General features: G+C 51.4%; 16 protein-coding genes and 2 pseudogenes. 11 read left to right on the top strand and 7 right to left on the bottom strand.

The window, feature by feature from the left end; all coding sequences use genetic code 11:
* Window positions 1-213 (top strand): hypothetical protein (locus tag OQV04_RS20475; RefSeq protein ID WP_332642724.1); only part of this gene is annotated, 213 nt, incomplete at its 5' end.
* 44 nt (window positions 214-257) lie between these two features.
* Here the strand turns inward: OQV04_RS20475 and OQV04_RS20470 are convergent.
* Window positions 258-518 carry a SymE family type I addiction module toxin gene (locus tag OQV04_RS20470; protein ID WP_207184268.1) on the bottom strand — a complete coding sequence of 87 codons (261 nt, stop codon included), beginning with the start codon at window positions 516-518 and terminating at the stop codon, window positions 258-260.
* Window positions 519-604: 86 nt separating this feature from the next.
* Window positions 605-1,375: a 2-oxoglutaramate amidase gene (gene yafV / locus OQV04_RS20465; RefSeq protein ID WP_001118041.1), complete on the bottom strand. Its 771-nt coding sequence runs from the start codon at window positions 1,373-1,375 to the stop codon at window positions 605-607.
* Between the two features lie 180 nt (window positions 1,376-1,555).
* Between yafV and ivy the strand changes: the two genes are divergently transcribed.
* A complete protein-coding gene (ivy, locus tag OQV04_RS20460; protein WP_001308392.1) occupies window positions 1,556-2,002 on the top strand; it encodes an Ivy family C-type lysozyme inhibitor in 447 nt (148 codons plus the stop codon).
* Between the two features lie 42 nt (window positions 2,003-2,044).
* Here the strand turns inward: ivy and fadE are convergent, their stop codons facing one another.
* A complete protein-coding gene (gene fadE, locus OQV04_RS20455) occupies window positions 2,045-4,489 on the bottom strand; it encodes an acyl-CoA dehydrogenase FadE (protein ID WP_032280305.1) in 2,445 nt (814 codons plus the stop codon).
* Between the two features lie 239 nt (window positions 4,490-4,728).
* On the opposite strand from fadE, the gene lpcA reads away from it, so the two are divergent.
* A complete protein-coding gene (lpcA, locus tag OQV04_RS20450; protein WP_032280306.1) occupies window positions 4,729-5,307 on the top strand; it encodes a D-sedoheptulose 7-phosphate isomerase in 579 nt (192 codons plus the stop codon).
* Between the two features lie 205 nt (window positions 5,308-5,512).
* Complete coding sequence (locus OQV04_RS20445) at window positions 5,513-6,280, top strand: class II glutamine amidotransferase (protein ID WP_000333380.1); 768 nt, start codon at window positions 5,513-5,515, stop codon at window positions 6,278-6,280.
* On the opposite strand, the gene dpaA is transcribed toward OQV04_RS20445, so the two are convergent.
* From dpaA to dinJ, 3 genes are all read right to left on the bottom strand, one after another.
* The gene (dpaA, locus tag OQV04_RS20440; RefSeq protein ID WP_032280307.1) at window positions 6,251-6,991 is read right to left on the bottom strand and encodes a peptidoglycan meso-diaminopimelic acid protein amidase; all 741 of its coding nucleotides are present in this window, start codon (window positions 6,989-6,991) and stop codon (window positions 6,251-6,253) included. The genes OQV04_RS20445 and dpaA overlap by 30 nt on opposite strands.
* 155 nt (window positions 6,992-7,146) lie before the next feature.
* Window positions 7,147-7,425: a type II toxin-antitoxin system mRNA interferase toxin YafQ gene (gene yafQ, locus OQV04_RS20435; RefSeq protein ID WP_000615979.1), complete on the bottom strand. Its 279-nt coding sequence runs from the start codon at window positions 7,423-7,425 to the stop codon at window positions 7,147-7,149.
* A gap of 2 nt (window positions 7,426-7,427) precedes the next feature.
* Window positions 7,428-7,688, bottom strand: a complete 261-nt coding sequence (dinJ, locus tag OQV04_RS20430; RefSeq protein ID WP_000729704.1) for a type II toxin-antitoxin system antitoxin DinJ — start codon at window positions 7,686-7,688, stop codon at window positions 7,428-7,430.
* Between the two features lie 209 nt (window positions 7,689-7,897).
* On the opposite strand from dinJ, the gene OQV04_RS20425 reads away from it, so the two are divergent.
* Together OQV04_RS20425 and OQV04_RS20420 are read left to right on the top strand one after the other, a co-directional pair.
* Complete coding sequence (locus OQV04_RS20425; RefSeq protein WP_032280313.1) at window positions 7,898-8,647, top strand: C40 family peptidase; 750 nt, start codon at window positions 7,898-7,900, stop codon at window positions 8,645-8,647.
* A gap of 175 nt (window positions 8,648-8,822) precedes the next feature.
* Window positions 8,823-9,320, top strand: coding sequence for an REP-associated tyrosine transposase (locus tag OQV04_RS20420; protein ID WP_032280308.1), 498 nt, complete (start codon window positions 8,823-8,825; stop codon window positions 9,318-9,320).
* 131 nt (window positions 9,321-9,451) lie between these two features.
* Here OQV04_RS20420 and OQV04_RS20415 read toward each other — a convergent pair.
* A pseudogene (locus OQV04_RS20415) lies at window positions 9,452-11,170 on the bottom strand (flagellar biosynthesis protein FlhA); the annotation flags it as partial.
* Here OQV04_RS20415 and lafU point away from each other — a divergent pair.
* The 5 genes and pseudogenes from lafU to OQV04_RS20390 all read left to right on the top strand — a co-directional run.
* Window positions 11,136-11,921: a putative lateral flagellar export/assembly protein LafU gene (lafU, locus tag OQV04_RS20410; RefSeq protein WP_162721673.1), complete on the top strand. Its 786-nt coding sequence runs from the start codon at window positions 11,136-11,138 to the stop codon at window positions 11,919-11,921. The pseudogene OQV04_RS20415 and the gene lafU overlap by 35 nt on opposite strands.
* 70 nt (window positions 11,922-11,991) lie before the next feature.
* Entirely contained in the window at window positions 11,992-13,047 is a 1,056-nt protein-coding gene (gene dinB, locus OQV04_RS20405) for a DNA polymerase IV (protein WP_032288144.1), read from the top strand.
* A 51-nt stretch (window positions 13,048-13,098) separates the two neighbouring features.
* Window positions 13,099-13,392 (top strand): type I toxin-antitoxin system antitoxin YafN, encoded by a 294-nt coding sequence (gene yafN, locus OQV04_RS20400; RefSeq protein ID WP_000554758.1) that lies wholly within the window; start codon window positions 13,099-13,101, stop codon window positions 13,390-13,392.
* Between the two features lie 2 nt (window positions 13,393-13,394).
* Entirely contained in the window at window positions 13,395-13,793 is a 399-nt protein-coding gene (gene yafO, locus OQV04_RS20395) for a type II toxin-antitoxin system mRNA interferase toxin YafO (RefSeq protein ID WP_032280310.1), read from the top strand.
* Window positions 13,794-13,802: 9 nt separating this feature from the next.
* A pseudogene (locus tag OQV04_RS20390) lies at window positions 13,803-14,060 on the top strand (GNAT family N-acetyltransferase); the annotation flags it as partial.
* Window positions 14,061-14,135: the final 75 nt, after the last annotated feature.

Genomic DNA, 14,135 nt, shown 5'->3' with positions numbered 1-14,135 from the left:
GTTAATGATGGTTTGAGAGATTTAATAAACATATATTGTGTGGCTATTGATTCTTTTGAAAATGATATCGTTGACTCGATTGCTTTATACGTGATTGATATGGGAAATAAAGATACTTGTCGATATCTACAAGAAGTCTTATCAGAGAATGAAGATCCTTATTTAGTAAAAGAATTTAATGCATGGATAAAAGAAATTAAGAAAAAATATTAAAATAAAAGCCGGGAAGGTTATAAAATCTTCCCGGCTTTTTATTTTTAATTCTCGTTCAGTACACTAAACATCCCGTCCCGCATCCCCTTAACCGCCTGTTTAACCTGATAAAGTTCCCTGCGCAGTTCCTGTACTTCGTTGTTATCGGCAAGCAGGATCAGGCAGCCTTCCGAGATCTTCACAGTAACGCCCGTGCCGATCGAAAATTCCGCTTCTCTCAGCCATTTGGCGCTGATTTTGATCACCGGCGTGTCGCTGCTGTTGGGCAGATATCCCACGGTACAACGGCGTTGTGTTTTGGAAATGGTGACTTCTGGCGTAATATCATGTTTAAGTTAGGGGCTTTCGTAGTCATACCCCGACTCTCCCCGGCCCTAAACACAACCCCCACTCACCACAACCTAAACTCATCCGCATCCTGCCATGCCGGAAACTTTTCTCTATATTCCCGCAATGCCATCATCGACAGCTCCGCATCAATGCGCGTTGCCTGATGCGCGTCGGCAGTAGCGATAATCTCGCCTTGTGGATTAATCACCCGGCTGTCACCGCGATAATGGCAGCCGTTGCCATCGCTGCCGACGCGATTGCATCCCGCCACATACGCCTGATTCTCAATCGCGCGGGCCGTCAGCAATGCCTGCCAGTGCAGAGAGCGCGGAGCAGGCCAGTTGGCGACGTACAGGGCGAGGTCATAATCGTTGAGATTGCGCGACCACACAGGAAAACGTAAGTCGTAGCACACCAGCGGCAAAATACGCCAGCCGCGCCATTCCACAATCACTCGCGCATTGCCCGCTTTATAATGCAGATGCTCATCAGCCATTCGGAACAGATGACGCTTATCATAAAAATGTACCGTGCCGCCCGGCTCAACCAGCAAAAAGCGGTTAACTGAACCAGACTCCGTTTGTAATGCAACACTGCCTGCAATCAGCGCATTGCACTGCTGCGCTTTAGCTGTCATCCAGTTCACTACGTCATCTTGCGCTAGCGACGAAGCTGCCGCTTCCATGGCAAAGCCGCTGGTAAACATCTCCGGTAGAACGATCACATCGCGCCCGGTAATACCTTCCAGTTGACGATCAAAATGACGCAGGTTGGCAGGACCATCCATCCACACCAGTGGTTGCTGCAAAAGCGTAATCTTCAAACCAGGCACGGTGTACAACTCCTTTATGCGAAGGGTTTTATAACTTTAACACCTTATCAGGCAGTTGCCTTAGCGCAGAATAAATTGATAACAAATGCTGATATTGGAAATATCTGATTTGCAAATTATCGTGTTATCGCCAGGCTTTAGGAGGTTAATAACATGGGCAGGATAAGCTCGGGAGGAATGATGTTTAAGGCAATAACGACAGTCGCCGCTCTGGTCATCGCCACCAGTGCAATGGCGCAGGATGATTTAACCATTAGTAGCCTTGCAAAGGGCGAAACCACCAAAGCTGCGTTTAATCAGATGGTGCAAGGGCATAAGCTGCCTGCATGGGTGATGAAAGGCGGTACTTATACTCCCGCACAAACCGTAACGTTGGGAGATGAGACGTATCAGGTGATGAGCGCGTGCAAACCGCATGACTGTGGCTCGCAACGTATCGCTGTGATGTGGTCCGAGAAATCTAATCAGATGACGGGGCTGTTCTCGACTATTGATGAGAAAACGTCGCAAGAGAAACTCACCTGGTTGAATGTGAACGATGCGCTTTCGATTGATGGTAAAACGGTGCTGTTCGCGGCGTTGACCGGCAGCCTGGAAAACCATCCGGATGGCTTTAATTTTAAATAATTAGCGGATAAAGAAACGGAGCCTTTCGGCTCCGTTATTCAATTACGCGGCTTCAACTTTCCGCACTTTCTCCGTCAACTTTACCGGCTTCGTCGCCAGCTCTTCCGGATCAAAGTCATCAACGTTAATACTGCGCAGACGGCTTTCTTCCGCTTTCACCAAAATGGCGGCTTCATCTTTATCAATCAGCCCCTTCGCCAGCGCGTTGTGCGCCAGTTCATCCAGACGGGTAAATGGCAGATTTTTACCCAGCTCTTTACAGATCCGCTGATGAATCGGGTCGGCGGCAATCACATCCACCAACGCCTCTTCCAGTAAACCAACCGGATTATGCTCGCTCGGCGTCAGGTACTGACCGCGACCAATACGTGAGCGAGTGGCGTTCGGCACTTGTAAAATCTTCGCCACTTTATGATCCAGCTTGTCAGACGGTGCCAGATAATGACGTCCGGTCGGGAAGATCACTACATTCAGCAGCCCGGCAACCACGCGGTTCGGGAAGTTTTGCAGTAAATCGTCCATCGCCTGTTCAGCCTTATACAGCGCATCCTGTACGCCCCAGTGCACCAGCGGCAGATCGGCTTCATTACGGCCTTCGTCGTCATAACGCTTCAGAACGGCGGAGGCGAGGTAGAGCTGGCTTAAAATATCCCCCAGACGTGCCGAGATACGCTCACGACGTTTCAGGCTGCCGCCCAGCACTGCCATCGAGACATCAGAAAGCAGGGCGAGGTTGGCGCTCAGGCGGTTCAGGTGCTGATAGTAGCGTTTAGTGGCATCGCCGGTTGGCGTGCTGCTGGTTAAACCGCGCGTCAGGCCCAGCCAGAAGCTGCGAACTTTGTTGCTACCGACGTGACCGATATGTTTGAACAACAGTTTATCGAACGCGTTGACGTCATTGTTCTTCGCCGCTTCCATCTCTTCCAGCACGTACGGATGGCAACGAATCGCTCCTTGTCCGAAGATCATCATGCTGCGGGTCAGAATGTTAGCCCCTTCAACGGTGATGGCAATCGGTGCGCCCTGGTAAGCACGCGCCAGGAAGTTGCTTTGCCCGAGCATAATGCCTTTACCGCCGGTAATATCCATCGCATCAATAATCGACTGCTGCCCGCGGTGGGTACAGTGATACTTAACGATAGCCGACAGCACGGCAGGTTTTTCGCCGAGCATAATGCCGTAGGTAATCAGCGATGCCGCAGCATCCATTACATAAGCGTTCCCGGCAATACGCGCCAGCGGCTCTTCAATCCCTTCCATCTTACCGATAGAGATTTTGAACTGACGGCGAATGTGAGCATACGCGCCGGTTGCCAGCGCTACCGATTTCACGCCGCCGGTTGAGTTGGAAGGCAGTGTGATGCCGCGGCCTACCGAGAGGCACTCCACCAGCATCCGCCAGCCTTGCCCGGCCATTTTCGGCCCGCCGATGATGTAATCGATCGGCACGAAGACATCTTTACCGCGCGTCGGTCCGTTCTGGAACGGTACGTTCAGCGGGAAGTGGCGACGACCAATTTCCACGCCCGGCGTGGTGGTCGGGATCAGCGCACAGGTAATGCCTAAATCTTCTGCACCGCCGAGTAATTTTTCCGGGTCGGAGAGTTTAAACGCCAGACCCAGCACGGTCGCAATCGGTGCCAGCGTAATGTAGCGTTTGTTCCAGGTCAGACGCATCCCCAGCACCTGCTGGCCCTGCCATTCGCCCATGCAGACAATCCCGGTGTCCGGAATCGCGCCCGCATCGGAACCCGCTTCCGGGCTGGTTAGTGCAAAGCAAGGGATTTCCTGACCACGCGCCAGACGCGGCAGATAGTGATCTTTCTGCTCGTCAGTGCCGTAATGTTGCAGCAGCTCGCCCGGGCCTAATGAGTTCGGCACGCCGACGGTAATCGCCAGGATCCCGCTCACGCCGGAGAGTTTTTGCAGCACGCGAGACTGGGCATAAGCCGAGAACTCCAGCCCGCCGTACTCTTTTTTGATGATCATCGCGAAGAAACGATGCTCTTTAAGGTACGCCCACAACTCCGGCGGCAGATCCGCCAGCTCATGAGTAATCTGGAAATCATTCGCCATCCGGCAGGCTTCTTCTACCGGGCCGTCGAGAAACGCTTGCTCTTCAGCGGTCAGGCGCGGCTGCGGATAGTTATGCAGCTTTTTCCAGTCCGGCTTGCCCTGGAACAAGTCGCCCTCCCACCAGGTGGTGCCCGCATCAATCGCTTCTTTCTCAGTGCGCGACATCGGCGGCATCACCTTACGGAAACCGCGAAATACCGGCGCGGAAATCATCGACTTACGCATAGGCGCAAAGTTAAATGGCACGAGGATAATGGCCAGAGGCACCAGTACCCACGCCGACCACAGACCAGCAACGCCGAGGGCGGCTGTCCAGGCGAGCAAAATCAGACTGCTGATAAATAAGCTCACGCGGTGATAGAACAACGCGCCGAGCAGGACAACCGTAGCGAGAATACTCAAAATCATCATAACGAAAAGCCCCTTACTTGTAGGAGGTCTGACCACTTGTGATGATATGGTTGTAGTGGATGTAAAAACATTTAGCAATGCGTTTACAATATAATTACAACAAAGCTCACATTGTTGCTGTTTTTATCCGCACTTCAGGTCAAAAAGTCCTGGTCATAGCACCTGCCCGTACTTCTCGCTTTTGGCGGTATCCGGTACACTGCATTTTGTCTATTACATTTATGCTGAAGGATATCCTCATGTACCAGGATCTTATTCGTAACGAACTGAACGAAGCGGCGGAAACGCTGGCTAACTTTTTAAAAGATGACGCCAATATTCACGCCATTCAGCGCGCGGCGGTCCTGTTAGCAGATAGCTTTAAATCCGGTGGCAAAGTGCTTTCCTGCGGCAACGGCGGCTCCCATTGCGACGCCATGCACTTTGCCGAAGAGTTGACCGGTCGCTACCGTGAAAACCGTCCGGGCTACCCGGCGATTGCTATTTCTGACGTTAGTCATATTTCATGCGTCGGTAACGATTTCGGTTTCAATGATATTTTCTCCCGTTACGTTGAAGCGGTAGGTCGCGAAGGCGATGTACTGCTGGGGATCTCCACCTCCGGTAACTCTGCAAACGTGATCAAAGCGATCGCAGCGGCGCGTGAGAAGGGAATGAAAGTGATCACCCTGACCGGTAAAGACGGCGGCAAAATGGCTGGCACGGCGGATATCGAAATTCGCGTACCGCACTTTGGTTATGCCGACCGCATTCAGGAGATTCACATTAAAGTGATCCATATCCTGATCCAGTTGATTGAAAAAGAGATGGTTAAGTAAGTCTGGCGTAGGCCGGATAAGACGTTTACGCCGCATCCGGCAATTGTGCACCGATGCCTGATGCGACGCTGACGCGTCTTATCATGCCTACAAATCTGTACGCGAACCGTAGGCCGAATAATGCGTTCACTCCGCATCCGACCTGAAAATTCTTAAATCAATCTTCGCCGGGGGCCATGCGCTCCCGCTGTTGTGGAGGTTACCCATGTGCGAATTGCTCGGGATGAGCGCCAACGTCCCTACCGATATCTGCTTTAGTTTCACCGGTCTGGTGCAGCGTGGTGGTGGAACCGGGCCACATAAAGATGGCTGGGGCATTACCTTTTACGAAGGTAAAGGCTGTCGCACATTTAAAGATCCGCAACCCAGCTTTAACTCACCTATCGCCAAACTGGTCCAGGACTACCCGATAAAATCCTGTTCGGTGGTGGCTCATATTCGCCAGGCTAATCGGGGCGAGGTGGCGCTGGAAAATACTCACCCATTTACCCGCGAGTTATGGGGGCGTAACTGGACTTATGCCCATAACGGACAACTGACGGGCTACAAATCACTGGAAACCGGCAACTTCCGCCCGGTAGGCGAAACCGACAGTGAAAAAGCCTTCTGCTGGCTCCTGCATAAATTAACGCAGCGTTACCCGCGCACACCGGGCAACATGGCGGCGGTATTTAAATATATCGCCTCACTGGCGGATGAACTGCGGCAGAAGGGCGTTTTCAACATGCTGCTTTCGGACGGGCGCTATGTAATGGCGTATTGCTCGACTAATTTACACTGGATCACCCGCCGCGCGCCGTTTGGCGTGGCAACGTTGCTGGATCAGGATGTGGAAATCGACTTCAGCTCGCAGACCACACCGAATGATGTGGTCACGGTGATTGCGACACAGCCGCTGACGGGCAATGAAACCTGGCAAAAAATTATGCCAGGCGAATGGCGCTTATTTTGCCTCGGGGAGCGTGTAGTTTGATGCCAGCTGTGGTTGCACAACTTCGTGGCTTAACGGCTTGCTGACCACGTAACGACCATTGACCACAGAAACGGTCGGTGGCTTACGGGTTTGCTCAAAGTAGTCGTAACCCGGCTTCAGTTGCTCCCAGAAGTCCTTAAAGTTGGAATATTTGTGGCGCTTCATATTAGCGTCGGTCATGCGGAACGGGTAAATGCTCACTTGCACGCTCGGCTGACCAAATACCAGTGCGCCAGTAACGAACTGGAAAATCTCGTCAATGCCCTGATTGGTCATCGCGTAGCAGCCGATGGAAACACAATCGCCGTGGATCATCAGGTATTTCCCTTCATAACCATGCGCACGGTCATAGGCATTGGGGAAACCAATATTAATCGCTTTGTAGTAACGGCTGTCTGGTTTTAACTGATTACGCTGGATGCTATAAAACCCTTCCGGGCTTTTGAAATCGCCCTGACGCTGTTTTGGCCCTAAGCCGCCGGAATATTTACAGATTTTATAGCTGTCGAGCAGTTGATATTGCTCGCCCATTTTGACGTAGAGATCGAGCGTACGTTCTTCCTTGAAGATCTGGATGTAGACAGGGGATCCCATCAACTGCTGCTTATACTCTTTGCTCACTGGCGTGGTCGAGCTACTGCTGCCCAGCAAACCGGCAAACGAAACGCACGGGATCAACAACATCGCAAGAATTAATGCGATTTTACGCATACTGCTTATTCCTTGATAAAACGGTTACACACGCCAGGACGGCAAAATGGATCCCAAATCGGAATAGTCTGGATTTGGAAGGCTCACATTATCACCAAAAGAGTTTTACGCAAGCCTGTCGGCGCAGGGTTTACAAATTTCATCGGCAGCGGGCTTTACCCAAAGAGCGCCGCGTGAGTTCCAGTTCTCTCAAATCGTAAAAGTTTATCGGTAAGTTTGTAAATCAGGATCCAGTCCGGTTCGACATGAGCATCGCGATAACCTTTCCATGAACCTTGCAGCGGGTGGTCTTTATAAACAGCTGGAAGCGGTAAAGTATTATTGATAAGAAGCGTCATAAGATATTTCAATTTATTCATATCCTTATGACGCTTTTGTGCAAGTTTTACATCCTTTGAAAATTGTCCCGAGTATTCAATATCCCTTTGAATCATATTTAAATTCCTAATTTATCAAATAAATCATCGGCGTCTTTGGCCTTATGAACATCAACGCCAGCTTCGCTGTTTTTGATTGATTGAATGGTTAATTGATTAGGCTCGCGTAAATCAAACGGCAATGCCTTTTCACGCGCGACCTTTGTGAGGGTTATGCGAACCAGGTCAGAGATGGTCAGCCCCATCCCGGCCAGTACGTCCGCCGCCTGATTCTTCAGATCTTCATCGATTCGGGCGCGAACAAACGCGTTAGCAGCCATTGGGGTATCTCCTGTGCTGTATATTTATTCAGCTTGAATTGTAGCTCAAATGAGCAACAGCGACAATCTATGAGTAATTTAATAAACGGATGTTTTTACATAATTCACTGAAATATATTTATTAATTTTATAATAATGGTTTATTAAGTTTGTTCAGGTACGGGCCGGGATACACTGTAACATCAATGCATGACCAGCCATTATTGAATATGTCCTTGCCGTCGATTCCCTCTTTTGTGTTGTCGGGATTACTGTTGCTTTGCTTGCCGTTTTCTTCATTTGCCAGCGCCACCACATCACATATCTCTTTCAGCTACGCCGCCCGCCAGCGGATGCAAAACCGTGCGCGTTTATTAAAACAGTACCAAACCCATCTGAAAAAGCAGGCCAGCTATATTGTGGAAGGCAATGCCGAAAGCAGAAGGGCGCTACGCCAGCACAACCGCGAACAGATAAAACAGCATCCAGAATGGTTTCCTGCGCCGCTCAAGGCGAGTGACAGACGCTGGCAGGCGCTGGCGGAAAACAACCACTTTTTAAGCAGCGACCATCTGCATAACATTACCGAAGTGGCGATTCACCGCCTGGAGCAGCAGCTTGGCAAGCCTTACGTCTGGGGCGGCACGCGGCCTGATAAAGGCTTTGACTGTAGCGGGTTGGTTTTTTATGCCTACAACAAGATCCTCGAGGCGAAGCTCCCGCGTACGGCTAATGAGATGTATCACTACCATCGGGCAACGATTGTGGCGAATAACGACCTGCGCCGGGGAGATTTGCTGTTTTTCCATATCCACAGCCGCGAGATTGCCGACCATATGGGGGTATATCTGGGCGACGGTCAGTTTATTGAGTCACCGCGCACCGGGGAAACCATTCGGGTAAGTCGGTTAGCTGAACCTTTCTGGCAGGATCATTTTTTAGGCGCGCGCCGGATTTTGACGGAGGAGACGATTTTGTAGGACGGATAAGGCATTCACGCCGCATCCGGCAGTTGTACGCAGGTGCCTGATGCGACGCTGGCGCGTCTTATCATGCCTACAAATCTGTGCGTTTTTGCGAGCCGCTTTCCCGATATAACACAGCGTCATTGTCGGCCTTTCCTTTTCCTCTTACCGTTGAGAAAAAGGAGTCGCTATGTCGGAATATCGTCGTTATTACATCAAAGGGGGAACATGGTTTTTCACGGTAAATTTACGCAATCGTCGAAGCCATCTTCTGACCTCCCAATTCCAGGCGCTCCGTAACGCCATTATTAAAGTTAAGCGAGACAGACCTTTTGAAATTAACGCCTGGGTCGTTTTGCCGGAGCATATGCATTGCATATGGACATTACCCGAAAGCGATGATGATTTTTCCTCCCGCTGGCGGGAGATTAAAAAGCAGTTCACCCATGCTTGCGGATTGAAAAATATCTGGCAACCGCGTTTTTGGGAGCACGCCATTCGCAATACCACAGATTATCGCCATCATGTTGATTATATTTATATAAATCCAGTGAAACATGGCTGGGTAAAGCAGGTGAGAGATTGGCCATTCTCAACGTTCCATCGCGATGTCGCGCGAGGGTTATATCCCATCAATTGGGCGGGAGACATAACGGATTTGAGCGCTGGGGAGCGTATCATTTTATAATTTTGCGCTGGTGCCGGATGTGCTTACGCTTATCCGGCCTACGAATCGTGCTTTAACGGTAGGCCGGATAAGGCGTTCACGCCGCATCCGGCAATTGTGCACCAATGCCGGATGCGCCCCTTAAAGGCCAATCAACTCAACGCCCCCATAATCTTCAACTCCAGCTCATCCGGCACTTCGTTATACGACAGCACATGCAGCCCCGGCGCAAACAACCTTGCATAACGCGCCAGCAAAGGGCGCAGCTGAGGCGGCACCAGCAGCACCGGGTCTTTCCCCGCTGCTTTCATCTGCTCCTTCACCTGCGGCATCGTGCTCTGGAACTGGTTGAGCATGTTCGGGTCGACCGGCACGCTGTCGAGCATCACTTTACCGCCCTGTTGCGCCTGATTCACCACATTGGTGAGCAGATTTTCCAGCTCATTATTCAGCGTATACACCGTCAGCTCCTGCTTGCGAACGAACGGATGGGTAATGCTGCGCCGCAGCGCCAGGCGTACATCGGCCGCCAGCAGAATATGATCTTTAGTCACCGCGCTACTGGCGACCAGCACGGTGGCGATGGTGACGATATCGCGCAGGGAAACGCCTTCGGTCAGTAGTGTGCGGTACACTTTCAGCAACTGGCTGTAATTCAGCGCCGCGCTTAAGTCTTCTGCCAGGCGCGGTGCCATCGACGACAAACGGTTATGCAACTGTGTGATGTCGTCATAGTTAAACAAATCAGGAATATAGCTGCGTACAATCTTATTCACATGGGTGGCAATCACGCTGGCGCTGTCGATCACCTGATACCCCATATTCAGCGCCTTCGCTTTCTGCGCAGGCTGGATCCAGGTCACCGGCATCCCGTACGCCGGGTCGTTCCCCAGCACGCCGTCAATCTCGCCGTAGGTTTCGCTGGAGGGCAGGGCCATCAGTTTATCCGCCGGAATATCCGCTTCATCAGCCTTAATGCCGTTGATGAAAATAGCGTACTGGCTGGGCTTAAGGCGGAAGTTTTCCCGAATGCGGATCTCCGGCAGCAGCACGCCGTTGCCGTCGGATATCACCTGTCGCACGCCGCGAATACGCTGGGTGAGCGGGTTGCCCTGGGCTTTGTCCACCAGCGCCACCAGCTTGTAACCGAGGCTTAAACTGATAGGCTCGATCAGCGGTATCGTTTCCCAACTGACCTGTTGCTCGCTGGTTTCGGTGATGGTGCGGGTCAGCGTTTCGAGACTTTTCTCCTCCGCCTTCGCTGCCTGCGGGCGTTTGCTCATCCGCTAGCCGGTAAAGCCAAGCAGGGCGCTGAACAGCAAAAACGGCAGATGCGGCATTCCCGGCACCACCGCCAGCACAAACATAATCCCGGTGGCGGTGTAGAGCACCGACGGGCTTGCCAGCAGCTGGTGGCGCACGTCATGGGCGATATCGCCGTTGTCGCTGACGCGGGTGACGATAATCGCCGCCGCGGTGGAGAGCAGCAGGGAAGGGATCTGCGCCACCAGCCCGTCGCCGATGGTCATCAGCACATATTGCTGGAAGGCAGCATCGGCGCTCAGGTTGTATTTGAAGATCCCGATACAGACACCGCCGATCAGGTTGATCGCCAGAATCATCATCCCGGCGATGGCGTCCCCGCGCACAAACTTTGATGCCCCGTCCATCGCGCCGTAGAAATCGGCCTCGCTGGCGACATCTTTACGCCGGGTTTGCGCCTGCGCCTGGTTGATCAACCCGGCGTTAAGGTCGGCGTCAATCGCCATCTGTTTGCCGGGCATCGCGTCCAGGGTAAAGCGGGCAGAAACCTCGGAAATACGCTCGGCCCCTTTGGTGACGACGATAAAGTTGATTGTCAACAGCGTCAGTCAATCCGAGCGTGAAAGCATTATCGCCGCGCTGCACGGGCAGTCGATTTTTAACGGTGGCGGGCTGTCGCCGTTAAATAACATCAGCCCGACTCTTCCGCCGAAACCTGCTACCGTGGCGGTGCCGGAAGAGACGGAGAAAAAAGCGCGCGACGTCAACGAGAAAACGGCGCTGCTGAAGAAGAAATCCGCCACCGAGCTTGGCGAGCTGGCAACCAGTATCAACACCATCGCCCGCGATGCGCATATGGAAGCAAATCTGGAGATGGAGATTGTCCCGCAGGGATTACGCGTACTGATTAAAGACGACCAGAACCGCAATATGTTTGAACGCGGCAGCGCGCAGATTATGCCGTTCTTTAAAACGCTGCTGGTGGAGCTCGCGCCAGTGTTCGACTCGCTCGATAACAAAATTATTATTACCGGGCATACCGATGCGATGGCCTACAAAAACAATATCTACAACAACTGGAACCTTTCGGGTGACCGCGCGCTTTCGGCTCGTCGGGTGCTGGAAGAGGCCGGAATGCCGGAAGATAAAGTGATGCAGGTGAGCGCGATGGCGGACCAGATGCTGCTGGATGCCAAAAATCCGCAAAGCGCGGGCAATAGGCGTATTGAAATTATGGTGCTGACCAAAAGTGCGTCCGATACGCTGTATCAATACTTTGGTCAGCATGGGGATAAAGTGGTGCAGCCGCTGGTGCAAAAGCTGGATAAGCAGCAGGTGCTTTCGCAGCGAACGCGCTAAATGCTGAATCTTTACGCATTTCTCAAACCCTGAAATCACTGTATACTTTACCAGTGTTGAGAGGTGAGTAATGCGTAAAATCATTCATGTGGATATGGACTGCTTTTTCGCCGCAGTGGAGATGCGCGACAATCCCGCCCTGCGCGATATCCCTATTGCTATTGGCGGCAGCCGCGAACGTCGGGGGGTGATCAGCACCGCCAATTATCCCGCGCGTAAATTTGGCGTACGCAGCGCTATGCCGACAGGGATGGCGCTCAAATTATGCCCACATCTCACCTTGCTTCCGGGGCGCTTTGACGCCTACAAAGAAGCCTCAAATCATATCCGTGAAATCTTCTCGCGCTACACCTCTCGCATTGAACCGTTGTCACTGGATGAGGCTTATCTCGATGTCTCCGACAGCGTCCATTGCCACGGTTCTGCGACCCTCATCGCCCAGGAAATCCGCCAGACGATTTTCAGCGAGCTGCAACTGACGGCGTCTGCGGGCGTGGCACCAGTAAAGTTTCTCGCCAAAATCGCCTCCGACATGAATAAACCCAACGGCCAGTTTGTGATTACGCCGGCAGAAGTTCCGGCATTTTTACAAACCTTACCACTGGCAAAAATCCCCGGCGTCGGCAAAGTCTCGGCGGCAAAACTGGAAGCGATGGGGCTGCGGACCTGCGGTGATGTACAAAAGTGTGATCTGGTGACGTTGCTTAAACGCTTTGGCAAATTTGGCCGTATTTTATGGGAGCGTAGTCAGGGCATTGACGAGCGCGACGTTAACAGCGAACGGTTGCGAAAATCCGTCGGCGTGGAACGCACGATGGCGGAAGATATTCATCACTGGTCTGAATGTGAAGCGATTATCGAGCGGCTGTATCCGGAACTTGAACGCCGTCTGGCAAAGGTAAAACCTGATTTACTGATTGCTCGCCAGGGGGTGAAATTAAAGTTCGACGATTTTCAGCAAACCACCCAGGAGCACGTCTGGCCGCGGCTGAATAAAGCTGACTTAATCGCCACCGCGCGTAAAACCTGGGATGAACGCCGCGGCGGGCGAGGTGTGCGTCTGGTGGGGCTGCACGTGACGTTGCTTGACCCGCAAATGGAAAGACAACTGGTGTTGGGATTATGATGTATACTATTATGTCTATTCTGGTGTGCATTATTATGAGGGGATCACTGTATGCATCGAATTCTCGCTGAAAAATCGGTCAATATCACTGAGTTACGTAAAAACCCAGCTAAATACTTTATTGATCAACCGGTTGCGGTTCTTTCTAATAATCGCCCCGCAGGATATCTCTTAAGTGCCAGCGCATTCGAAGCGTTAATGGACATGCTTGCTGAACAAGAGGAGAAAAAGCCCATAAAGGCGCGCTTCCGTCCAAGTGCTGCAAGATTAGAGGAAATTACACGCCGCGCTGAACAATATCTTAATGATATGACGGATGATGATTTCAATGACTTTAAGGAATAAGGATGCGGGTATTCAAAACAAAACTTATTCGCCTGCAACTTACAGCAGAGGAACTTGATGCGTTAACGGTGGATTTTATTTCCTATAAGCGTGACGGTGTTTTGCCAGATATATTTGGTCGCGATGCACTCTACGACGACTCGTTTACCTGGCCATTAATCAAATTTGAGCGAGTTGCTCATATTCATCTGGCAAATGTGAATAATCCATTTCCGCCACAGTTGCGCCAATTCAGCAGAACGAATGACGAATCGCATTTGGTATATTGTCAGGGTGCGTTTGATGAGCAAGCATGGTTGCTCATTGCCATTCTGAAACCTGAACCTCATAAACTGGCTCGAGATAACAACCAAATGCATAAAATTGGGAAAATGGCAGAAGCGTTTCGCATGCGTTTTTGAATTTATATTATGAATAACATACAAATAAGAAACTATCAGCCTGGCGATTTTCAGCAACTATGCGCTATTTTCATTAGAGCGGTTATGATGACCGCCAGTCAGCATTATTCACCACAACAAATTGCCGCCTGGGCGCAGATTGACGAATCTCGCTGGAAGGAGAAACTCGCGAAATCACAAGTGCGGGTTGCAGTCATTAATGCACAACCGGTTGGTTTTATTTCCCGCATTGAACATTATATCGATATGTTATTTGTTGACCCTGAAGGTGATGCTGCCAACTTACTGATTTAGTGTATGATGGTGTTTTTGAGGTGCTCCAGTGGCTTCTGTTTCTATCAG

Source organism: Escherichia sp. Lx600-2 (assembly GCF_036662595.1).
GTDB lineage: Bacteria > Pseudomonadota > Gammaproteobacteria > Enterobacterales > Enterobacteriaceae > Escherichia > Escherichia coli.
The sequence above is the reverse complement of the archived record's forward strand: the minus strand, read 5'-3'. Positions and strand labels throughout refer to the sequence as shown.